The sequence below is a fragment of the Nonlabens marinus S1-08 genome, assembly GCF_000831385.1.
Taxonomy (GTDB): Bacteria; Bacteroidota; Bacteroidia; order Flavobacteriales; family Flavobacteriaceae; genus Nonlabens; species Nonlabens marinus.
In genome coordinates this window covers 509,623-532,927 of the sequence record NZ_AP014548.1, presented here as the reverse complement: position 1 = coordinate 532,927, position 23,305 = coordinate 509,623, and the positions used below count along the sequence as shown (strand labels likewise).

The 23,305-nt window shown below is 39.6% G+C and carries 18 protein-coding genes; 12 read left to right on the top strand and 6 right to left on the bottom strand.

The annotated features are described in order from the left end of the window. Window positions 1-119: 119 nt before the first annotated feature. The 3 genes from NMS_RS02435 to NMS_RS02425 all read right to left on the bottom strand — a co-directional run bounded on the left by NMS_RS02435 (window position 120) and on the right by NMS_RS02425 (window position 6,601). Window positions 120-2,492 carry a sodium-translocating pyrophosphatase gene (locus tag NMS_RS02435; RefSeq protein WP_084217591.1) on the bottom strand — a complete coding sequence of 791 codons (2,373 nt, stop codon included), beginning with the start codon at window positions 2,490-2,492 and terminating at the stop codon, window positions 120-122. Window positions 2,493-2,735: 243 nt separating this feature from the next. Then, window positions 2,736-5,240: a DUF5686 and carboxypeptidase-like regulatory domain-containing protein gene (locus tag NMS_RS02430; protein WP_084217589.1), complete on the bottom strand. Its 2,505-nt coding sequence runs from the start codon at window positions 5,238-5,240 to the stop codon at window positions 2,736-2,738. A gap of 380 nt (window positions 5,241-5,620) precedes the next feature. Further along, the gene (locus tag NMS_RS02425; protein ID WP_041495222.1) at window positions 5,621-6,601 is read right to left on the bottom strand and encodes a pyruvate dehydrogenase complex E1 component subunit beta; all 981 of its coding nucleotides are present in this window, start codon (window positions 6,599-6,601) and stop codon (window positions 5,621-5,623) included. Window positions 6,602-6,757: 156 nt separating this feature from the next. On the opposite strand from NMS_RS02425, the gene NMS_RS02420 reads away from it, so the two are divergent. The 8 genes from NMS_RS02420 (at window position 6,758) to NMS_RS02385 (ending at window position 14,780) form a co-directional block, all read left to right on the top strand. After that, entirely contained in the window at window positions 6,758-7,504 is a 747-nt protein-coding gene (locus NMS_RS02420; protein ID WP_041495221.1) for an electron transfer flavoprotein subunit beta/FixA family protein, read from the top strand. Between the two features lie 108 nt (window positions 7,505-7,612). After that, entirely contained in the window at window positions 7,613-8,581 is a 969-nt protein-coding gene (locus tag NMS_RS02415; RefSeq protein WP_041495219.1) for an electron transfer flavoprotein subunit alpha/FixB family protein, read from the top strand. Window positions 8,582-8,673: 92 nt separating this feature from the next. Next, entirely contained in the window at window positions 8,674-9,291 is a 618-nt protein-coding gene (locus NMS_RS02410; protein ID WP_041495217.1) for a bifunctional nuclease family protein, read from the top strand. A 9-nt stretch (window positions 9,292-9,300) separates the two neighbouring features. Next, window positions 9,301-11,061: a NupC/NupG family nucleoside CNT transporter gene (locus NMS_RS02405; protein ID WP_041495216.1), complete on the top strand. Its 1,761-nt coding sequence runs from the start codon at window positions 9,301-9,303 to the stop codon at window positions 11,059-11,061. Window positions 11,062-11,185: 124 nt separating this feature from the next. Continuing rightward, window positions 11,186-11,569, top strand: coding sequence for a hypothetical protein (locus tag NMS_RS02400; RefSeq protein WP_041495215.1), 384 nt, complete (start codon window positions 11,186-11,188; stop codon window positions 11,567-11,569). 121 nt (window positions 11,570-11,690) lie between these two features. Further along, window positions 11,691-12,515 carry a thymidylate synthase gene (locus NMS_RS02395; protein WP_041495214.1) on the top strand — a complete coding sequence of 275 codons (825 nt, stop codon included), beginning with the start codon at window positions 11,691-11,693 and terminating at the stop codon, window positions 12,513-12,515. 151 nt (window positions 12,516-12,666) lie between these two features. After that, window positions 12,667-13,821, top strand: a complete 1,155-nt coding sequence (gene egtB, locus NMS_RS02390; RefSeq protein ID WP_041495212.1) for an ergothioneine biosynthesis protein EgtB — start codon at window positions 12,667-12,669, stop codon at window positions 13,819-13,821. Further along, window positions 13,818-14,780, top strand: a complete 963-nt coding sequence (locus tag NMS_RS02385) for an L-histidine N(alpha)-methyltransferase (RefSeq protein WP_041495211.1) — start codon at window positions 13,818-13,820, stop codon at window positions 14,778-14,780. The genes egtB and NMS_RS02385 overlap by 4 nt, the downstream gene beginning before the upstream one ends. Before the next feature lie 62 nt (window positions 14,781-14,842). Here NMS_RS02385 and NMS_RS02380 read toward each other — a convergent pair whose 3' ends face one another. Continuing rightward, entirely contained in the window at window positions 14,843-15,871 is a 1,029-nt protein-coding gene (locus tag NMS_RS02380) for a zinc metalloprotease (protein ID WP_041495210.1), read from the bottom strand. 158 nt (window positions 15,872-16,029) lie between these two features. Here NMS_RS02380 and NMS_RS02375 point away from each other — a divergent pair, with 158 nt between their 5' ends. Further along, window positions 16,030-16,308, top strand: a complete 279-nt coding sequence (locus tag NMS_RS02375; RefSeq protein WP_041495209.1) for a DUF427 domain-containing protein — start codon at window positions 16,030-16,032, stop codon at window positions 16,306-16,308. On the opposite strand, the gene NMS_RS02370 is transcribed toward NMS_RS02375, so the two are convergent. Next, the gene (locus NMS_RS02370) at window positions 16,305-17,000 is read right to left on the bottom strand and encodes a response regulator transcription factor (RefSeq protein ID WP_041495208.1); all 696 of its coding nucleotides are present in this window, start codon (window positions 16,998-17,000) and stop codon (window positions 16,305-16,307) included. The two genes, NMS_RS02375 and NMS_RS02370, sit on opposite strands and share 4 nt — an antisense overlap. Next, window positions 16,993-18,552 carry a sensor histidine kinase gene (locus NMS_RS02365; RefSeq protein ID WP_041495207.1) on the bottom strand — a complete coding sequence of 520 codons (1,560 nt, stop codon included), beginning with the start codon at window positions 18,550-18,552 and terminating at the stop codon, window positions 16,993-16,995. Before NMS_RS02365 ends, NMS_RS02370 begins: the two co-directional genes overlap by 8 nt. A 120-nt stretch (window positions 18,553-18,672) precedes the next feature. Between NMS_RS02365 and NMS_RS13370 the strand changes: the two genes are divergently transcribed. The 3 genes from NMS_RS13370 (at window position 18,673) to NMS_RS02350 (ending at window position 23,289) form a co-directional block, all read left to right on the top strand. After that, the gene (locus NMS_RS13370; RefSeq protein ID WP_052476655.1) at window positions 18,673-19,548 is read left to right on the top strand and encodes a GLPGLI family protein; all 876 of its coding nucleotides are present in this window, start codon (window positions 18,673-18,675) and stop codon (window positions 19,546-19,548) included. Window positions 19,549-19,631: 83 nt separating this feature from the next. Next, the gene (locus NMS_RS02355) at window positions 19,632-20,486 is read left to right on the top strand and encodes a GLPGLI family protein (RefSeq protein ID WP_041497391.1); all 855 of its coding nucleotides are present in this window, start codon (window positions 19,632-19,634) and stop codon (window positions 20,484-20,486) included. 73 nt (window positions 20,487-20,559) lie between these two features. Further along, entirely contained in the window at window positions 20,560-23,289 is a 2,730-nt protein-coding gene (locus tag NMS_RS02350) for a carboxypeptidase regulatory-like domain-containing protein (protein WP_041495206.1), read from the top strand. The last annotated feature ends 16 nt before the right edge of the window (window positions 23,290-23,305 follow it).

Below are 23,305 nucleotides of genomic sequence, written 5' to 3'. Positions count from 1 at the left end.
TTCAATATAATTAAATTCCAATTAAAAATATAAATAGATTTTTTAATACCTCTTTCTTATATGCAGAAAAGCCGTTCTCCATCGAGAACGGCTTTTCAATTATCAATTCAATTTTCTAATTAGCGAGCAGCGAGCGGGCGAGTGTTTTGCTCTACTTCATTGATAGGTTTGAAATAATACAAGCCTGCATCACAGGACACTAAAAGATCTTCGTTTTGTGCTGTTTCAAGTTCCTGTGGAGATTCGATTTCCATCGTTACTGGAACTGCAGTCTCTGGAGTTTCCTCGCTGTGGCTTCCCAAAATAGGAGCAATCACGAGTCCAATCAAACAGGTCAATTTGATCAAAATGTTCATCGATGGTCCAGAAGTGTCCTTGAAAGGATCACCTACAGTATCACCGGTAACTGCCGCTTTATGGGCATCAGAACCTTTGTAGGTCATCTCGCCGTTGATCATAACGCCAGCCTCAAAAGATTTTTTGGCATTGTCCCAGGCGCCACCGGCATTGTTCTGGAATATTGCCCATAGCACACCACTAACAGTAACTCCAGCCATATAACCACCAAGCATTTCTGCAATGGCGAGTGCATTCATCCCAAAAATCATCGGTACAAAAGCAATCACTAATGGGAATCCAATGGTCAACACACCTGGCAACATCATTTCTTTTAAAGAGGCCTTGGTAGAAATATCCACACACTTATCATATTGTGGTTTTCCGGTTCCTTCCATAATTCCTGGAATCTCACGGAATTGTCTTCTCACTTCTTCTACCATCTCCATCGCGGCCTTACCAACGGCATTCATCGCAAGTGCGCTAAATACAACGGGAACCATACCGCCAATGAACAACATGGCCAGTACTGGCGCTTTAAAAATATTGATACCGTCAATTCCTGTAAAAGTCACGTAGGCTGCAAAAAGAGCTAGCGAGGTCAATGCTGCAGACGCAATCGCAAAACCTTTACCAGTTGCCGCAGTGGTATTCCCTACAGAATCCAGAATGTCAGTTCGCTCGCGTACGATAGGTTCTTGCTCGCTCATCTCTGCAATACCACCAGCATTGTCAGAGATCGGTCCGAAGGCGTCAATAGCCAGCTGCATGGCAGTTGTTGCCATCATCGCACTGGCCGCAAGTGCCACACCATAGAATCCTGCAAAGGCATACGATGCCCAAATCGCACCAGCAAATAAAATGACGGATGGGAACGTAGAAATCATTCCAGTCGCAAGACCAGCAATAATATTGGTTCCAGCTCCCGTAGAAGATTGTTGTACTATTTTAAGAATAGGCTTTTTCCCCAATCCTGTATAATATTCGGTTACAGATGAGATAACGGCTCCAACCACTAGACCTACTAATGTCGCATAGAATACATTGAGCCATGAAATAGTCATTGCGCCTTCACCATAAAAATTCATGGTCATGGTTTCTGGTAGCAACCAATAACAAAGTCCAAAACAGGATAGAGCCACAAGAATGATTGATGTCCAGTTTCCAATATTAAGAGCTCCCATAACTTGAGCTTCCTTAGCATCGTTGCTGGAGATCTTGACCAATAAGGTTCCAATTACTGAAATAATGATACCAACTCCCGCGATAGACATAGGCAATAAAATAGGACCTATCCCACCGAAACCTTGAGCGACAATATCACCGCCCATATCGCGTATCACGTAATTCCCCAGCACCATCGCTGCGAGAACGGTCGCGACGTAAGAGCCAAATAAATCGGCGCCCATACCGGCCACGTCACCAACGTTGTCACCCACATTATCTGCGATTGTCGCGGGATTGCGAGGATCATCTTCAGGGATCCCAGCTTCTACTTTTCCAACAAGGTCAGCGCCTACATCGGCAGCCTTAGTGTAGATTCCACCACCAACACGAGCAAAAAGAGCAATGCTTTCTGCACCTAGTGAGAAACCGGCAAGAGTCTCAAGGACTATAGTCATAAGTTCGCCTGGGGTTTTCATTACTCCTGCAAATTCGGCTGGAGCCCATACACCATTCATGAACAATTGGAAAAAGAGAATAAAGAATAAAGTCAACCCTAGAACGGCCAGCACAGCTACACCTAATCCCATCACGGTACCACCACCAAAGGAAACTTTCAACGCTTTTGGCAAACTGGTTTTGGCAGCTTGGGTGGTTCTTACATTAGTCTGGGTAGCAATCTTCATCCCGATGTTTCCTGCATAGGCAGAGAACAAGGCTCCAAAGACAAAGGCGATCAATATCATCCAGTTTGTTGTGGGAACGATTACAGAAACAACTCCCAGTAATATGGCAACTACAATCACAAAAATGGAGAGTAGCTTATATTCAGCTTTCAAAAAGGCAAGAGCGCCTTCATAAATATGATCTGCAATCTCCTTCATTTTACCGTCACCGGCATCTTGCTTCATGACCCAAGATTTTTTGGTCAACATAAATACAAATCCTAAAGCTGCCAGTACTAGTGGCAGATAAATAACTAATTCTTCCATGTGTTAATTGATTGATTTTTAATAATCGCTAATGTAATAAAATTCTGTTAACGATAATATAGGCTGTTCCCAATTGCCAGAAACGCAATAAAAACGCTCAAAATAATGCATCATGATAATCTAGAAGTTGGAAATATAGCGTTAGGGGTTGATGTTGAGTTCGCTTTCGCGAAAGCGAAAACCTAAACATCTGTAGAATATCAGTAAATCAATGAATTAACAATAAAATTTGAGGCAATAGGTTTAGAAACTAAAGCCAAAGCTGCCAGTAATCGCAAATTTGCGAGCATCTGGCAGGGAATTATAGTTACCTCTAAAACTAGCGTCGATCCTCAAAATACGGAAGATATTTCCTATACCGACGCTGTATTCATAATAGACATCTTCTGGCGCTAGGTAGTCAATATTACTTCGGTTAATGGCAATATTCTCGTCGCTAATCGTTCCATAAACCGCCTTGAAGCCTACGAGCTCGCGTAAATCCAACTGCTGCAATCCTGGAATGCGAGAAAAAATACGGCCGTTGAAATTATGATCGAGATGTAAAGTAACATACTCGTCAGTCACAAATTCATAGAAGTTCATGGTGTTGAAGGCCCCAGAAATATTGAATAAGGTCTGGTTACCAGGGACGACATTGAGTAGTGCCAGCGGTACCTTGCCAAAGGTTTTTCCAGCCTCTACACGAGCTCGAAGTCTCCCAAAACCACCTATCTGCAATGGGTGTTCGTAATAAAACTGAACCTTGTCATAATTAAAATCGCTGTTGAGAACACCTTCTAGACCTCTGGTATAGTTGGCATACAAAATAGGGTACTGGAAAGAGTTGATGATGGTCCTGTCCACACCATAATTGGAGGTTTTACGACCTGGCGTATACGTCATGGTCAAACCTAACTCACTCTGATTGACCTGACCGTTGATCGTGCCGTCATCGTCTAGATAATCCAGACTGAAGAAGTCTGAGTTGGCTGTTTTTATAGTTCGGTAGCTGCCGCCTAGACGAAATTCTAGGTTATACAATGGTTCAAAACTAAGATTAACCGTGGATAGATTAATGGAAGATAAACGGCCGTTGTTTCCTGTAGTGATTAATGCACTGGATGCTAGACTACGACCTAGCACATCATTGCTATTAGTAAGGCTGGCTGCAAGTTGTTCAATATCCCGACGATTCCCAGCTTGGATGGTCAGACGACTGCGTTTATCCAACAGGTATTTTCCTGAAAGGCCGTATTTAAACTGGTCGTCCCTAAACCCGTAGGCTAGATAACCTTCTAAACGCCAAAGGTCGTTTGCAGAAAAATACGTACGTCCACCGCCGCGAATACGTAGTCCTTCTACATCGTTGAACCCAAAAACGGAGAATACGGGTCCTATATCAAAGTTGTCTACCTCGTAATAACCTGATGCCAGAATGGTTCCTATATTATAGAGTCTTTTAAATTTTTTATTCTGCTTGAGCGTATCAAGCATGGTGTAGATCTGCTTTTCTTCTGCATCCAGTTTCTCCAATCGATTCTCATCCCAATACTCTTCTGAACGATTGTAGGTTTCTGGGTCATAATCGTTGACACGTCTGCGGTAGAAGTTTTCTGGTTTTTCTTTATCAAATTGGTAATCGGCAAATAGGGTAGTGCGCTTGCCGTAAACACCACGCGCTTCTTCTTTTTTACGCAGTGCGAAATCACTCTGGAAAAAGTCACGAGTAATCAAGAATAGGCTATCGTCTAGCACTTGATACTCCTGCTCAATATAAATGTCCTTGACCCAGTTGACGTTGGCACTCTTATTTGCCTGCATATTAATTTCCTTGATGGCAAAGGTTGAGTCTGCTACCCAGAAATCACCTTTAAAGGTGAGTTCACCTTTCCGGCGCGGATAATATACGATGTTGAAGGAGCGCACTCCATCAACCTCAGCCGTATCGCGCAATACATAATTATAACTATCGATTCCGGCACGACCTATGGGACTCACAAAACTCTTATCAAAGAACTTGAGGTAGCGGTCGTAAATATCTATGTCGGTGTATAAATCTTTTACCAGAGCAATCAAGGTCTGATTATCTGAGAATCCAGAATTTTTATTGGCCTTGATGTTTTCCTTTTCCTTATCTAGGTTGTTATCACCATAAACCGTGGATAATGACTCGTTGATGAATATAGGTAAGTAGGTTTTACCACTGGTTCTGCTCGTATCTGCATAATCAAAGATGAATTCCATTCCTTCAAAAAGACTGGAATTAATCATGGCGCTGTCGATGGTGTTGAGGTCAAACTCCAGTTTTTCGTACTTCTCGTACTGATACTGGTCAAATTGACTTAAACCATTTTTACGCCGATTTTCCCAAATCTTGCGTAAGATATCTATTGCTGGGTTGTTTTTTTTAGAGGTTTTACCTGCATAAACAACCACAGCATCCAGCTGTGCCTCATCATCCTCAATAGTAATATTGAAATCCAGTTTGACGCGGCTTTCAAGATCTATCGTTTTGGTTTTGTACCCAACAAAAGAGATTTCTATTTGAGTATAGGTCTTGTCAGATTGCAAATAGAACCTGCCATCGTCATTTGTGATAGTGCCTTCATAGGAGCCTGGGAACACCACATTTGCAAAAGGCACAGTAGCTCCATCCTGATCGTATACCACGCCACCTACTTTAGTTTGAGCTGCCATACTCCCGAAAAAGAGCAGCAATAGCATTGTCCAACTAGTTGTTATACAATAGGATGTTGGCTTGTTCATAATGGTGGGGAACTGAGGTCGAAGATAGAGTGACTAATCAGAATTTAATGTTATTAAAACAAAAAATCGAGCTGACTTCCCTACAAGTCCACTCGATTATAAAATGCCTTACACATAGTAAGGCATACTTTACGTACGAAAATACCTATCACTTGGTTTTCAATAAATACATCTATTTATACCAAATGTTTACTGTGATCCTTTAGGAGTCCTTGTAATAATCAGTAAGACAGAAATTTACATTCATAAAATAACTAGTGGATTGTTGCAAAAAGTTGACGGCATTATGGTATTTCGCTTTCGCGAAAGCGAAATGTGCCCACAAAAAAGTCCCAACTTGAAAAAGTTGGGACTTTGAAAAGTTATATAATAAAAGGATATTACTTTCTATACATTACCTTTTTCACACCTTCCACAACATCATCAGAATTAGGCAGCCATTCAGCAAATAAAACCGGAGAATAAGGGGCAGGAGTATCTGCCGTGTTGATCTTATATATAGGAGCATCTAGATAGTCAAAAGCTTCCGCCTGTACCATGTGAGAGATTTCAGTAGATACATTACCAAAGGGCCATGCTTCTTCCAGGATGACTAATCTGTTGGTTTTCTTTACAGATTTTAAGATTGCTTCTTTATCATAAGGACGAACCGTTCTCAAATCGATGATCTCGCAAGAGATGCCTTCTTTTTCTAATTCGTCAGCTGCTTTGTAAGCCTCTTTTATGATTTTACCGAAGGAAACAATAGTTACATCAGTTCCTTCTCGTTTTAATTCAGCAACACCTATAGGTAATACATATTCATCCTCAGGCACCTCACCTTTATCACCGTACATCTGCTCTGATTCCATAAAAATTACTGGATCATCGTCGCGTATGGCGGCTTTCAATAAGCCTTTTGCGTCATATGGGTTAGAAGGTACGATGACTTTCAATCCTGGAGTGTTTGCAAACCAGTTTTCAAAAGCCTGGGAGTGTGTTGCTGCCAGCTGTCCCGCACTTCCCGTTGGGCCGCGGAAAACAATAGGGCACTTCAATTGACCACCGCTCATTTGGCGTATTTTGGCAGCATTGTTTATGATTTGATCAATTCCAACTAGTGAGAAGTTGAAGGTCATGTACTCCACTATTGGGCGATTGCCTGTCATGGTTGAACCTATCGCTACACCTGCAAATCCTAATTCAGAAATAGGAGTGTCTATTATCCGTTTAGGGCCAAATTCATCCAGCATTCCTTTTGAAGCCTTGTAAGCTCCATTATATTCTGCCACTTCTTCACCCATCAAATAAACAGACTCGTCTCGTCTCATTTCTTCACTCATGGCCTCTTGAATGGCCTCACGGAATTGTATTGTCTTCATAAAAAGTTTCCTTAAGGGAACAAGAAACAAAAATAGGTCTTAACGCGCGAAGCTCAAGAAAAGACTAACAAAATTTTATTATGCACGCATAGTTCTTTTGTTCGTTTTTCTTTAAATTCGCAAACGATTGAAAATTGACTTAAAAGCATAGATAACATGAAGATATTAGTATGCATCAGCCATGTGCCCGATACAACTTCCAAGATTAATTTCACGGATAATGACACCCAGTTTGATACAAACGGTGTTCAGTTTGTGATCAACCCTAACGATGAGTTTGGATTGACTAGAGCCATGTGGTTTAAAGAAAAGCAAGGTGCGAGTGTAGATGTAGTCACCGTTGGTGGTGCTGAGGTAGAGCCTACCTTGAGAAAGGCATTAGCCATAGGAGCTGATCAAGCGATACGTGTAGATACTCCAGCAGTAGACGGTTATGCAGTTGCTAAAGAATTAGCAGATGTTGTGAAAAATGGAGGTTATGATCTGGTTATTGCAGGTCGTGAATCTATAGATTACAACGGTGGTATGGTTCCAGGAATGGTAGCAGCGATGACCGGTTCAAGTTTTGTAAACACTTGTATTGCTTTAGAAATTGAGGGTTCATCAGTAACCGCTACTCGCGAGATTGATGGTGGTAAAGAAACAGTAACTACCTCCTTGCCACTAGTTATAGGTGGGCAAAAAGGTTTAGTAGAAGAAAGCGACTTAAGAATTCCTAACATGCGTGGGATCATGATGGCTCGTAAAAAGCCATTAGATGTTAAAGCATCGATCGACGCGAGTAGTGAAACTAGCACGGTTTCTTTTGAGAAGCCAGCTCCTAAAGGTGCGGTAACTCTAGTAGAGGCAGACAATTTGGATAGGTTGGTAGATCTATTGCACAATGAGGCAAAAGTAATCTGATCCAGAACCTAGCAACACAATTATAAGAAGTACGCTTTCGCGAAAGCGGAAACACATCAAAAACAGTGGGTTTTCAAGAATTTGTGATCCACATCAAAATTCAAAACTATGTCAGTATTAGTATATACAGAATCAGAAAACGGAGCCTTTAAGAAAACGGCCTACGAAGTGTCAAGTTATGCCAAAGGAATTGCAGACATGCTGGGAACTGATGTTGCCGCTATCTCATTTCACGCTGCAGACGCTGGTGATTTAGGAACTTATGGGGTGAAAACCTTACATAATGTCAAAGATGCCAAATTAGATAAATTCAACGCAGGAGCTTATGCAGATGCTATTGCACAAGCTGCTAAAGCAGTGGATGCTAAAGTAATTGTGATCAGCTCAAGCGCAGATTCTAAATATTTAGGATCTTTATTAAGCGTTCATTTAGATGCAGGTTATGTTTCTAACGTGGTAGCCTTGCCATCCAGTGCAGATCCATTTACCGTTAAGAGATCTGTTTTTACAAACAAAGCATTTAGCAACACACAAATTTCTACAGACCGCAAATTGATCGGACTTTCTAAAAACGCTTATGGTTTAAAAGAAAATCCTACAGATTGTAGCGTTGTAGATTTTGCACCTTCTTTAAATGATGATGATTTTAAAGTAGAAGTAAAGTCAGTTGATAAAGCAACAGATAAAGTAACGATAGCAGATGCTGAAATTGTAGTAAGCGCTGGTCGTGGTATGAAAGGTCCAGAAAACTGGGGCATGATTGAAGAGCTTGCAGGAGTTTTAGGTGCAGCCACAGCTTGTTCTAAACCAGTAAGTGACATGGGATGGAGACCACATGGAGAACATGTAGGGCAAACAGGTAAACCAGTAGCTTCTAGTCTTTATATAGCTATCGGGATCTCTGGAGCGATTCAGCACCTTGCAGGAATCAACTCTTCTAAAGTTAAAGTGGTTATCAATACAGATGCTGAAGCGCCGTTTTTCAAAGCTGCAGACTATGGAGTAGTAGGTGACGCATTTGAAGTAGTGCCTGTCTTAATCGAGAAGTTGAAAGCTTTCAAAGCAGCCAATGCTTAAAAAGTTATAGAATTATTAAATTTAAAGCTGTGCCATATGAGAAAAACTCTCATTTTTGCACAGCTTTTTCTTTTCACGTCCATTCAAAACTAATGAGTCTAAAACGACTTAACATACGAGGAATCTCTTACAGCCAAACGCAAAATGGTGCCTACGCGCTCATTCTAAAAGAGTCTGGAGGAAACCGTCAACTACCTATAGTTATCGGTGCATTTGAAGCTCAAAGTATCGCCATAGCATTAGAGAAAGAGATCAGCCCACCACGCCCGTTAACTCATGATTTATTTAAAAGTTTTGCAGAGCGTTATGGCATAGTGGTGAAGCAAGTGATCATTCACAAATTGGTCGATGGTGTTTTTTATAGCAGCTTGATTTGTGAAAAAGATAAAATCGAGGAGATTATTGACGCTCGTACTAGCGATGCGATAGCCCTAGCCGTGCGATTTAAAGCCCCAGTTTTCACTTATGAAAACATACTGGATGAAGCAGGTATCCAGCAACACATGCAGGCTGACAAAGAACTGATCCAGGAGGATGATGAGGATGAAGAGAACGAGATCCTAGAAGACTTGATCAACACTGCTGAAGGCGAGAAAAATGATTACAGCAACCTGTCGCTTGATGAACTCAATAAGATGTTGAAAGAAGCGGTTGCAAGTGAAAATTATGAACTTGCCGCAGGCATAAGAGATGAAATCTCGAGAAGATAAAGACCCTTTATGAAATTTTTCTACACGATCTTGACGAGTGTTCTAGTTGTTGCCTTTGTATGGCTATGTCCATCTTTAGTTACCGCTCAAGCAGATCAAGTGACCATTGAAGGTACTTGGAATACAGTGGCTGACTCACAAAATTTTAAAAATCCAACATTCCAAGGTGCCGTCATTGATTCGGTAACTTTTGGAAAGAGCAATTTTACTTACTATTTAGCTGCAGATTCTTTGGCACAGGTTGCTGGAAACTACTTTTTTGATCAGAATGAACTGACCTTATATTTTGTCGAACCAGCAGCGGATGCTAAGAGGTATGAAGTATCTAATTTGACAAATGATTTGTTGGTATATTCCAACGATTCAGAGAGTTTTAGCTTTTCAAGAACATTTGAACCATTAGATGTAGCTGCAGATGAGCCTGCAGCCAAGGATTTTGCTGTAGATCCATCTAAGGGTTTCGGTTTTACGTTTACAAGTCTCTATCGTGGAGTTATTGGTATCGTATTTATTATAGGACTATGCTTTGTTCTAAGTGCTAATAAAAAAGAGATCGATTGGAAATTAGTAGCAACAGGACTGGCTTTACAAATCATTTTTGCCGTGTCTGTGTTGAAGATTCCAGCGGTGGCATTTGTCTTTGACTGGGTTTCTGATAAGGTTGTAGATTTTCTTAATGTTTCAGAAGCAGGAGCTGATTTTGTCTTTGGCGATTTGATTGATGTGAATTCTAGTCTAGGTTATATTTTTGCATTCAAGGTGCTGCCAACCATTGTATTCTTTTCGGCATTTACTTCCCTGTTGTATTATTTGGGCATCTTACAAAAGGTAGTTTACGGATTTGCATGGGTAATGAGCAAAACAATGCGATTGAGTGGATCTGAATCGCTAGCTGCAGCAGTTAACATATTTATAGGTCAAACAGAAGCGCCTCTTGTAGTAAAGCCGTACCTAGATAAAATGACGAAGTCAGAAATGCTTTGCTTAATGGTGGGAGGAATGGCCACCATCGCTGGTGGTGTACTTGCTGCATTTATTGCCTTTCTAGGAGGTGATAGCGATGCAGAAAAAATCATTTTTACAAAACACCTGCTTACGGCATCTATAATGAGTGCTCCTGCAGCGATAATCATCGCTAAGATTCTTTACCCAGAAACAGACAAGGAAAAAATCAATCGAAAATTAGATATCTCTAAGGAGAAAATAGGATCCAACGTTCTAGATGCTATTTCTAGAGGTACTACAGACGGTTTAAAATTGGCAGTAAATGTTGGGGCAATGTTGCTTGTTTTTACAGCAATTATGGCAGTTTTAAATTGGATGCTAGGTGATTTAATTGGAGCTCCTACCGGATTGAACGAACAGATTGCTGTCTGGACAGACGATCGATATACTTCTTTTTCTATGCAATATATTTTAGGGAACCTATTTGCCCCAGTCGCTTGGCTTATTGGAGTCCCGTTTGAGGATGTGATAGCGGTTGGGCAATTGCTAGGTGAGAAGACCATATTGAATGAGTTCTTCGCTTATGGATCCTTGAGTACGCTCAAGAATACTGGGGTTCTAGTGAATTATAGATCTATCGTTATCTCTACCTATGCCCTGTGTGGATTCGCCAACTTTGCATCAATTGGGATACAGATAGGTGGTATAGGAGTGCTTGCTCCTTCACAGCGTACGGTTTTAGCTAAGTTTGGAATCAAAGCCTTAATAGGTGGTACCTGTGCGGCTCTTCTCACGGCTACAATAGCAGGAATGTTATTCGGTTAGGTGTTTATTTCTTAACTACCTTATTATTTGAGAAATACAGTTTGCTCAAAAACATCTTGATTTTCATTAACGTTTATTTAAGAAGTTCTAATACCTTTACTGAAATTTATCAACTAAGGTCATTATGAATCCGGTTAAAGTAGATCAGTTTGATTTCGGTCAATTAGAATATTACTCGTGTTTCGTAATAGGAAAGATTGATCCTAACGTTGTTGTGGATGATAATGTGGCTAAGGTGCTATTAAACAGTAGCAAAAAGTACTTTGGAAAAAATAAGTACGTTTACATCTCAGACCGAGAGATTGGGCATAACGTGGATCTGTCGGTTTATAAATATGTGGATGCAAAGCGAGTTATAGGTATAGCAATTGTTTCCAGCCACAGGGAAGAGTTGATCGTTTCTGCTGGGAAGGAGCAAGCCGCTTATTCTGGCTCTTTTGGTGTTTTCAATACAATGGACAGCGCCATTTCTTGGGCTGAGTCCTTAGTGGAGGGTCAAGATCAATAGAGTTTCAAAATCGTTAAAAACTCAATTGCAATTCGGTAAGGCTTTCTTACCATCTAGGTTTCAAATTTCCTATTTTGCTAGTCTAAATGTAGTTATTTCAAAAAATTAGATTTCGTAACAGATGAAGCAATATCACGATCTACTCCAGCATATTTTAGAACAAGGTAATGATAAGGGCGACCGCACAGGTACGGGAACTCGCAGTGTTTTTGGTCATCAAATGCGATTTGATCTTCAAGAAGGTTTCCCTTTAGTCACAACTAAAAAAGTCCATTTAAAAAGTATTATTTATGAACTTTTGTGGCTTCTAAAAGGCGATACCAATATTCAATACTTACAAGAAAATGGAGTGCGCATCTGGAATGAGTGGGCAGATGAGAATGGCGATCTAGGCCCAGTCTATGGACACCAGTGGCGCAACTGGAATAGTGAGGGCATAGATCAGATTAAGGAAGTCATTCACACGCTTAAAACCAATCCTAACAGCCGTCGTATGATGGTAACAGCCTGGAATCCCAGCGTCATGCCAGATACCAGTGTTAGCTTTGCTGAAAATGTTGCCAATGGAAAAGCTGCCCTTCCACCATGTCATGCCTTTTTTCAATTTTATGTAGCAGACAATAAATTGAGTTGTCAATTGTACCAGCGTAGTGCAGATGTTTTTTTAGGAGTTCCCTTTAATATCGCTAGTTATGCGCTATTGACTATGATGATGGCCCAGGTTTGCGGTTATGAATATGGCGACTTTGTGCACACTTTTGGTGATGTACATATTTATAGCAACCATATGGAGCAGATAGAGTTACAGTTGTCTAGAACGCCTAGAGCGTTGCCAACAATGAAGTTAAATCCTGAAATTAAAGATCTTTTTGACTTCAAATTTGAAGACTTTTCATTAGAAAACTACGATCCGCACCCAGCCATTAAAGGTGCTGTGGCCGTATAATTTAATATAACTGTTTTTGATCTGGTGGTTTATTTCGCTTTCGCGAAAGCGAACTTCTCAAGAACTACTGCGGGATCCACAAGATTCTGTTTAACTCTAGCTTAACTACTGCAGGAATTAGGTTTTCGTCAAAACATCTTAAATTTGATAAGTGAAGCTTATTGAATTATTTCTCCAGACCAGATCCGATTCTGAAACCTTATGTAAACCTCTTGAAATTGAGGATTATGTAGTGCAGCCCATTGTGGATGTTTCACCACCTAAATGGCATCTAGGGCATACCACTTGGTTTTTTGAAGAATTCCTGTTAGTTCCCCATCTAGCCGATTATAAACGTTTTGATGATAGTTATGCTTATGTCTTCAATAGCTATTATGAAAGCATGGGAAAACGCGTGGTTCGAACGGATCGTGGAAACCTTTCAAGACCTAGCGTGAGCGACGTTTATGATTACCGAAAGCATGTGACTAATGCCATGAGGTTATTATTAGGTGGACCAATAAGCGATGAGATAAAGCCAATTATAGAAATAGGAATCCATCATGAGAAGCAACATCAGGAATTGCTACTTACTGATATCAAATATATTTTAGGTAACAATCCTCTCCAGCCTATTTATAGAGACAAGACTGATGAGGTTTTAATAGAATCTCAATCACATGAGATGCTTTCAATTGAGGAAGGGGTTTATCAGATTGGATACACTTCTGAAGATTTTTGTTACGATAACGAGCAGCCGAGACATCGCGTTTTTCTTGAACCCTATTCCATCGCGAGCGCTTTAGTGACAAATCGTGAGTGGATAGAATTTATGGATGCAGGCGGTTATGAAAACGTATTAATCTGGCATACGGAAGGCTGGGATTGGGTTCAAAAACAACAAATCAACTCGCCCATGTACTGGTACTACAAGGACGACCAGTGGTATAATTACTTATTGAGTGGATCACAAAAGATCCATCCAGACGCCGCTGTAACTCATATTTCCTATTATGAGGCTTTTGCCTATGCCCAGTGGAAAGGCATGAGACTGCCCACTGAGTTTGAATGGGAAGTAGCGCAAGATAAATTTCAATGGGGAAAACGATGGGAGTGGACTGAGAGTGCTTACCTACCTTACCCAAATTATCAAAAACCAGACGGCGCTTTAGGCGAGTACAATGGTAAATTTATGGTCAATCAAAAAGTGCTGAGAGGTGCTTCCATAGCCACAGCTGCCCACCACGCCCGATCAACCTACCGTAACTTTTTCCATCCTTATTTAAGATGGCAATTTACCGGACTGAGACTTGCCCAATCTTTATGACTAAAAAAGAAGTATTTCAACACGAGTTTGAACAACACGTTAAGGCAGGACTGAGCGCCTTTCCTAAATTTTTGAGTTCTAAATATATTTACGATGATAAAGGTGATAAACTATTCCAGCAAATCATGGGTTTGCCAGAGTATTACCTGACGGAATCTGAATACAACATCGTCGATACGTATAAGGCCGATTTACGCAAGCAATTTACCTCACCTAACGGTTTTGATTTGATCGAGTTAGGCGCAGGTGATGGAAAAAAAACGAAGTTGCTATTGAAGGAACTTTACGATCAAAAAGTGAATTTTACTTACAAGCCTATTGACATTAGTCAAAATTCAATTGATGAGCTTAGTCAAGATTTGCTTCAGCTTTTTCCTGAGATCGATGTTCAAGGAGAACAAGGGACTTACTTCAAGGTCTTAGAACAACTCGCTCAATACAATAAGCGGCCCAAGGTAATTTTAGTCCTTGGTTCAAATATTGGAAATTTAGCGCATCGTGAAGCTATCGACTTTTTGAGCAAGTTAAGAGATGTGATGAGACCAGAAGATTTCTTGTTTATGGGATTTGATCAGAAGAAAGATCCATTGACTATTCAGAACGCTTATGCAGATTCCCAGGGCGTAACTCAAGAATTTAATAGAAACTTACTGCACCGTATCAACAAAGAAATGCAGGCAAATTTTCCAGTAGATCAATTTGAACACTGGGAAGCTTATGATCCCGAAACTGGTACCGCCAAAAGCTACCTATTAGCAACAAAAGCATGTCAAGTGCAAGTTCAAAAGTTAGACTTAAACGTAAGTTTTAAAAAATGGGAAACAATACATACTGAAATATCCCAGAAATACGATGACGAAGTCGTAGAGTGGCTCGCCGCTGAAGCCGGATTAGAAATATCAGCCGTTTATGAAGATGAGAAAAAGTATTTCAAAAACTATTTGATGCAAGTCAGGTAGGTATCAATAAAAACCCCCAAGCATTCTCTGCTTGGGGGTTCTGAATTATTAAAACCTCTGGCTTAATTCACAAGAGACTCTCTTACACCTCCTGGAGCAAATAAAGCTCTCATACGTGTTTTTTGTCCTGTGCTGAACATATACATACAAGCATCATCAACATAATCCATGTAGTTCATAGTCATGTCATTTGACTTACAGTTGTTAGTTGGGTAAGAAGGACAACCGTAGTTAGCACGATCAGAAGCAGGAGTATCAGATACGAAATCATCTTGTCTACATCTACCATCACCCCAGATATGTCTTAAGTTCAAATAGTGACCTACTTCATGAGTTGCAGTACGACCACCATTAAATGGAGCAGTAGCAGTACCAACAGTTCCAAAGTACTGTGGGGAAACAACTATACCGTCAGTAGCAGCAGATCCACCTGGGAACTGAGCATATCCTAAGATTCCGCCACCAATGTTACAAACCCAAATGTTCATAAAGTTTGCAGGATCTACTGCGTCCACACCACCATTAGCAGAGCTTTTCATTGCATTGTTAGTTCCCCATGAAGTGCGAGTGCTAGCAGTACGAGTTACACTAGCAAGTGTAAAAGTAATTTCTGAATCAGCTACAAGACCTGCAAATTCTGAAGGTGCTTGACCAGCGTCCGAGTTGGTTTTTCTAAAGTCAGCATTCAACACGTCAATTTGAGAGTTGATCTGTGCGTCGCTGATATTTTGTGAACTTGTGTTATAAATAACGTGTACAATAACCGGAATGTTTAGTACCCCTAAATTATCTGCGACTGGTGTGCCACCACCGCCGCCTCCACCTGGCTTGCCGTTACCGGCTGGCTTTGCTTTAGCTAGGGCTACACTTTGCTCAATAAATCGTTGTGTTTGAGCTTCAATAGATTCTGTATTTTTTGCGAATTCTGGCTGGAGAAGCATTTTTTCAAAGTTCTCTGCTGCGTAACATTTACGAGCAGCTGCTAGCTCAATTCCGTCATTTGTGATGGCATTATCTTCAGCGATAGAGCGTTCCTCACTACAAGAAAACAACAGTGCGGCAATAGCCACAGTTAAAAAAGTTTTTTTCATTTCTTAGGTTTTAATGAGCTTGGAAAGTATACTAATCTTAACGATAAATTAACGCATTCACAATTTTTTCGATAAACGACACTATTTAGTTAAAACCTTTGACGGATAAGATGTTCTGCATGTACAAAAGCTGTATTTTAAGGAAAAAATAGTATAGGATGAAAGCAATTTGGAAAAATACAGTATTGGCAGAAAGTGAAAAGACGATAGTTGTGGAAAACAATCACTATTTCCCAGCGTCTTCTATCCGTAAAGAATATTTTAATAAGAGTGATAAAACAACTTCCTGCCCATGGAAAGGGACCGCAAGCTACTATTCCATTCAGGTAGATGGAGCTATTAATAAAGATGCTGCCTGGTACTATCCAGATCCAAAATTAGCAGCTAAGGAAATTAAAGGTCACGTGGCTTTCTGGAAAGGAGTAGAGGTGTCTTAAGTAGACGGAATTATTAATTTATACCCATAACCTCTCACATTTAAGATCTCTATAGTAGGATCTTGATTCAGTTTTTTCCTGAGTTTGGTAATAAATACATCCATGCTCCTTCCTGAAAAGAAATCATCGCTTCCCCATAGTTTTTGAAGTATATAGCTGCGGTCCAGCACTTTATTTTTATTGTTCCATAAATGATACAGCAAGTGCGCTTCTCTATGGGTAAGTTTGACAGGCTCGTTATTTTTGTAAATCAATCGTTGCTGGGGGAAATTAAAAATGAATTCCCCAATGCGAAACTGCTCCGAAGATTGTTGCAGTTTTTTCCTATTTAATAAGTTGTGTATTCGTACGATCAACTCTTCCATTGAGAATGGTTTTTTGATATAATCATTCCCACCTACGTGAAACCCTTTCAGGACATCGTCCGTTTGTGATTTAGCGGTCAAAAACATAATAGGTATTTCTTCATCTTGAGCTCTGATTTCTTGAGCTACTTCAAATCCATTCATTTCAGGCATCATAACGTCAAGAACAACAAGATCATAATTTCCTTTTGTAAAACCTTGTAATGCCGACTTACCATCTGCGAACAAGGATATTTTCAACCCTCGAGTTTCTAAACTTTCTTTCACTATCATCGCTAGCGATGGCTCATCTTCTGCTAATAATATATGAATAGGTGAATTATTCATTAGGCAATTCAATTTTGAAGGTGGTTGGATTTAAGTTTAAGGAAATAGTGCCACCATGTTTTTCAATTATCGCTCTCGTGTAAAACAGGCCTATACCGTGTCCCTTTATATTGTGGCGATCGCCCTGCGGTACACGGTAGAACTTTTCAAACAAATGTCTGGCATCTCTAGTTTTTAAACCGTTCCCGTTATCACTTATCTTTATGAATAGATGCTCGTTGAATGTATCTATCACGACAGCAATTTTATCACCACCGTATTTTAAAGCATTATCTATCAAGTTATTGATTGCATTCTCTAAATGAAAGGCATCTGCATAAATGATGGGATCCACTTCAGGGCGATTAAATGAAATTGATTTTTTAGTAGTGTTTTCATAACGACAAATAGCTTCTTGCATCAACTGGTTGATATTGAGATCTGTCTTTTGCAATGCTAAATTCTCACTGTCGATGGTTGCTGTCTCTAGGAGCTTTTCCACCATCAAATTCAACTTATTGAGCTGTTCCCGGCCTACATTTAAATAGCGATCTGATTTTTCAGTATCTCCTGAAATGGTAAAATTTTGTACCCCTTCTAGTGCGGCACTTGCAGTGGCAATAGGTGTTTTGAATTCGTGAGTGATATTAGAAATCAAATCATTTTTAATCAAGCTTAATTGCTTTTGTTTGCGGATCACGTATAACATGTAGAAAAGGCAAGAGATCACGGCAAGGATAAGAACGGTAGAAAGCAACATGCCGGTAAGGTTGCGTTTCAAAATTGTCATTGCCTGACCCGCATAATTCATTTCTAGTGATGCGTCTTTGTAAAATAGAGCACTTTCACTCTTTATGACGAAATCTGATTTAAGAGAGTCACCCTCAAAAAACAGAGAATCCCCATCATTGTATCGCAATTGATACTTTACGGCGATGTCTTTTTGTAGGAGTTCTTTTTTATAAATGCTGTCCAGTCGTTCCATGTTCATTTCATTGGAAGTCATGGAGAAAATGATACGGTTTTGAAATTCTTGCATTTCTCCCTTCATCTCATCATCACTAATTCTCAAAGTTTCAATGAAGGACCGTTTTGGTTTAAGGGTATCAGATCTGAGAGGTTTTGTATTAGAAATGTTATTGAGCTCGCTTTTTTTTGACACAGGAATATTGTTTTTTATATCAATATGCGATATCGAATTTGGGTTTTTAATGAGATTTATCGAGTCCATTTGAGCACCTCGAACCACAGTTATTCCCGTCAAACGAGAACTATCCTGTAAAACAATACCATCTTTTGTAGCCTTAGTAAAATCTACTGCACTCATTATATTCCCCACTTTTTCACTAGACCACCCTTCCTTATCATTATTAAAAAAGCTAATGGTATTGCGTTTAGCTTGTATGGTGTAGTAATCTTCCACACTTTTATCCAGAGCGGTTTGAAGGTCTCGATGCACTTGCGCAGCGGTATCTTCATAGTTTTTGATGTTCCAGTACACTTGAATGGCAAGCGTGGCAAAAATCACCGCAACGATTAACACTAATACGTACGCATATCTTTTTCCGTTCATAAGGTAAAGGTGCTGTTTTCCTTTTGTATTGAAAAATCGGTTAACACACGTTAACGCTCATTAACTTAGATATGTTAGAAATAACAGCATCTTTGGTCAGAACTATTAAACTAGATACTCATGAAGAATTTTAAATGGATGGTTGCGGCTGTTGTTTTTTTCGCTTTCGCGAAAGCGAACACATTACAAGCCCAACAAGAATTTCAAGCTATTGCACACTACGTAGCGCAAACTAAGTTTGACATCAAGGAAGATACTACTAAAAGTAAAGACCCGATGCAAGATGAAATGAAGCGCAAGTTCAGAGAAGCGCTCTCTAAAGGGTCTCAACAAGAATACAAAATGGAGTTTACAGGAACGGAATCTGTTTATGATAAGGTGGTGGAGCTGGCAAAGCCCAGTGTAGGTAGTGAGTTTAGTGTCTCATTTTCAAACAATAATGGTGTAGGAGCGACTATATATAAGAACCTATCACAACAAATGTATTACAAGGAGGCAGAAATATTTGGCAAGGAGTTTTTGATCAAGGATAGTTTCCCTACTTACAACTGGCAGTTGTCTCAAGAGACCAAGCAAATAGGGAACTACTTGTGTTACAAAGCTACTTATGTTCCTGAATTAACTGAGATCCAAAAGGAAGCTAAAAAGAAAAGAGAAGAAAAGAAAGAGACTGGAGGATTACTGGCTCAAATAGAGACAAATGAAGATCGAACTATAACTGCATGGTACACTCCTGAAATCCCTATTAGTAATGGGCCTGGAGAATATCAAGGGCTACCAGGGTTTATTCTGGAGGTTAAGGAGAAAAACACGGTGCTTTTATGTACTAAAATCGAGATCAATCCTGCTGAAAATTTAAAGATAAAACAACCTAAATCAGGTAAGGAAATCAGCCAGAAAGAGTTTGATGCGCTTTATAAAAAGAAGTATGATGAGCGTATGGAAAAGCAAGGTGGGAAAGGATTTATCATAATTTCTGAAACTAGAAGCAACTAGATTAAACCTTATTTACTTTTTCAAGTCTCAAGTGAGTTCTTGTAACTATTGTGTTGCTAGGAACACTTATAAAACAAAAAGGCATGAAAAATATATTTTTAATGGTAGCGCTTGTAGCTGCGGGATCTTGGTCTACAGCTCAAGAATTGTACGGCGAGGCGACTTATTTCTCAAAAGGTTCAATCGATAAGAGCTTCTTAGAAGGGAACAGAGATATTACTCCAGACCAACGCAAGCGTATAGAGGACAACCTTAAAAAAGCCAGCGAGAAAACATTTATTCTCAAGTTCAATAGAAACGAATCTATATGGCAACAAGAAGTGGCGCTAGCAGCACCTGGTCAAGGTGGTGGCTGGGGAAACTTTATGGGATCGTCTATGGGTGGCGATAAGTATAAAAATATTACCACTAACACGTTTACGGAGCAGCGCGATATGATGGGAAAAACCTTTCTTATTAAGGATGATCTGCCTCAATTGGACTGGCAAATTACAGGAGAATCTAGAAAAATAGGAAACTACACTGCAGTGAAAGCGACTGCTGTAAAGAAAAATGATGATCTAGATATGAGTGCATTTAGAAGACGTCGTGATGAGGATACTAAAAAGAAAGAGGAAGACGGAACGATGAAATTGACTGACATGTTTGAAAAGGATGACACTACAACCGTGACAGCCTGGTTTACTCCAGAAATTCCTGTACAACACGGTCCAGCGGAATATGGAGGGCTACCTGGACTGATTTTAGAATTAAACACAAATGGCACAACTATGTTGTGTACTAAAATCGTTTTGAACCCTGAAAAGAGAGATAAAATTCAGGCAGAAACCAAAGGAGAAGAAATCAAATTAGAAGAATACAATGCCACGTTTACTAAAAAGATGGAAGAAATGTCAGAACGTTTCCGTGGTGGTAGAGGCGGTCGTGGTAGAAACTAATTATATAATTACAACCCATTTTTAATACAATGCGAGGTCTAACCAACCTCGTTTTTTAATAGCTAACAACCTAATGAACAAAATTATTCTCTTACTAGCAGGCTTACTTCTTACAGGAATGCTAGCCCAAGCACAAAACGTAAAAATAACAGGAACTGTTGTAGACAGTCTAGGTGTTCCAGTAGCAATGGCTAATGTTATAGCTTATGGTTCTAACAATTCCATGGGAGCTTTTGGGATTACAAATACGGAAGGACGCTACCAATTGGCTAACCTCAAACAAGATAGTACTTATATCCTTAAAGTCTCTTTTCTAGGATTAAGGCAGATTGAAGAAAAGGTAACTAAGATTCAAGGAGATATGGTAAAAAACTTTGTGATGTTAGATGGTGCAGATCAATTGGATGCGATCAACATTGTTTATGAGATGCCCGTTACCATTAAAGGAGATACAATCGTTTATAACAGCGATAGTTTTACTAATGGAACGGAACGAAAGCTGGAAGACGTTCTTAAAAAACTTCCAGGAATGGAGGTCAGTGAGGAAGGCGATGTTACGGTTGAAGGAAACCGGGTAGAGCGAGTCTTCATAAATGGAAAGGAATTTTTTGAGGGCGATTCAAAACTTGCCACTAAAAATATCCCAGCAGATGCTATCTCTAAAGTAGAGGTGTTAAAGAATTTCAACAATGTGAGCCAATTAAAAGGTATAGGAAACGATCAGGATCGTGTTGCTATCAATATTAGATTGAAAGAAGGGAAGGAAAAATTCTGGTTTGGAGAAGTCACTGCAGCAGGAGGTTATGGTAATGAAGAAGCTCGGTATCAAGTAAAGCCTAAGGCATTTTATTATAGCCCAGATGTTTCTATCAATATTTTGACAGACTTCAATAATTTAGGCTTGCCTGCATTTACATTTAGCGATTACCGTCGTTTTACAGGTAGAAACTTTTCAAATACTCGTGGCATTGGGTCAAGTATAAACACAGGGACTGGAAATCAAGGGATCACAGCCTTTCAAAGCAATCGAGCTGTAAATATTGAAAGTAAGTTTGGAGCCTTCAACGGTGCCTATAAAGTAAATAAATCATTAGATATCAATGGTTTTGCAATTGTTTCTAGCACCGATACTGAAGATCGCAGGGACAACAATAGAACATTCATCGACAATGGTATTATTGAAGATACAAGAGATCTTTCGTTCCAACGTAACGAGACAGCCATATTCAAATTAGGGGCAGATTACAAACCGAACTCCAATTTTACCCTAGACTATAACGGCCAGGTTAACATTACTGATGTAGAGCAAATATCTGACTTCTTATCAGCACGTGTAGAACCTGTTGACGGTGGCGGCACTCAAAGTATTGTTGAAGATATTGATCAGCTTAATTCACAACGTCCTATTGTGATCGATCAAAATCTAAGTATGTACTATACAGCCGGCGATCGTAGTATATTTTCCTTTGAGGGAAGTTATGTAGATCAAGAAGAAGATCCTTTTTATAATGCGATAAGAGACATACGCGATCAACAAGATCCAGAACCTTTTAATGGTAGATTGAACTTGACCCAAGCAGACCCGTATAACATCAATCAGTCAAATTTAGTAGATACTAAAAGGCTAGATGCTAAAGTGGATTATTGGTACATCTTAAATAAAATAAGTAACATCAACCTGACTGTAGGTGGGATCTTTAATAAACAAGATTACAATTCTAATATTTTTCAAATATTAGGAGGTGACACTAGAAATGATTTAACTGATCCAGATCTAATAAACAACGTAGAATACAATTACACAGATCTTTATGCAGGATTGCACTATAAAATCATCACAGGTAAATTTACCATCACACCAGGATTTCACTACCATAACATCACGACAAAAGATGAGCAGAATGGGGAGACTAATGAGATAAAGACATCAAAAATACTTCCAGATCTAGACATTAGGTATGCCTTCAAATCTTCAGAATCATTGAATTTCACCTATGATCAAACCATCGCATTTCAAGATGTGGAGCGTTACGCACAAGCTTTAGTTTTTGGGAACTACAACAGTTTAAGCAGTGGTAATAATCAGTTAGAGGGAGCTATAAATGATGAGGTAAGACTTAATTACCGCAACTTTAATATGTTTAATTATACGACCATATTTGCAAATGTATTTTATAATAAAAATCGTGATGCGATTCAAAATAGTACCATCCTAGATGGGATTAATCAAATTTCTGCGCCCATAAACTCAGCTTTTGCAAATGAGAGTTTTGGAGGTAATGGATCGTATGGACGCGAATTTGGGAAGATTAGAACAAGGATAGGAGCTAATGTGAATTACTCTTCTTTCAACAACATTTTCAATGGTCGCCAGCTGGAATCGACAAACTTTACACATGCCTACAATATAAGTGCGGGTAGTAATTGGCAAGAGGGAATCAACTTTGATGTAAGTTATAGAATATCTTTCCAAGATACCGACAACGGTACGTTCCAAAATCAATTTACTACCCAAGCAATAGGACTCGATGCTAATTGGAAAATAGGAAAAGCAATACAGCTGGTGGCAGAGTATGATTTGAACTTGTTTGATGCAGATCAAGGCGGGCAAAACTTTGACTTCCTAGAGGCTAGTGCTTTCTATAGAGAGCCAGACTCTAAATGGGAATATAAGGTTGCAGCGACAAACTTATTGAATACAGAGGCTATTGTGAATGCAAACTTTGGTCAAGTAGCGACCAGCGTTTCACAAGATTTTGTTCTACCTCGATATGTTTATCTACAGGTGAGATACGACTTATAAAAAAAATCTGCAGTTA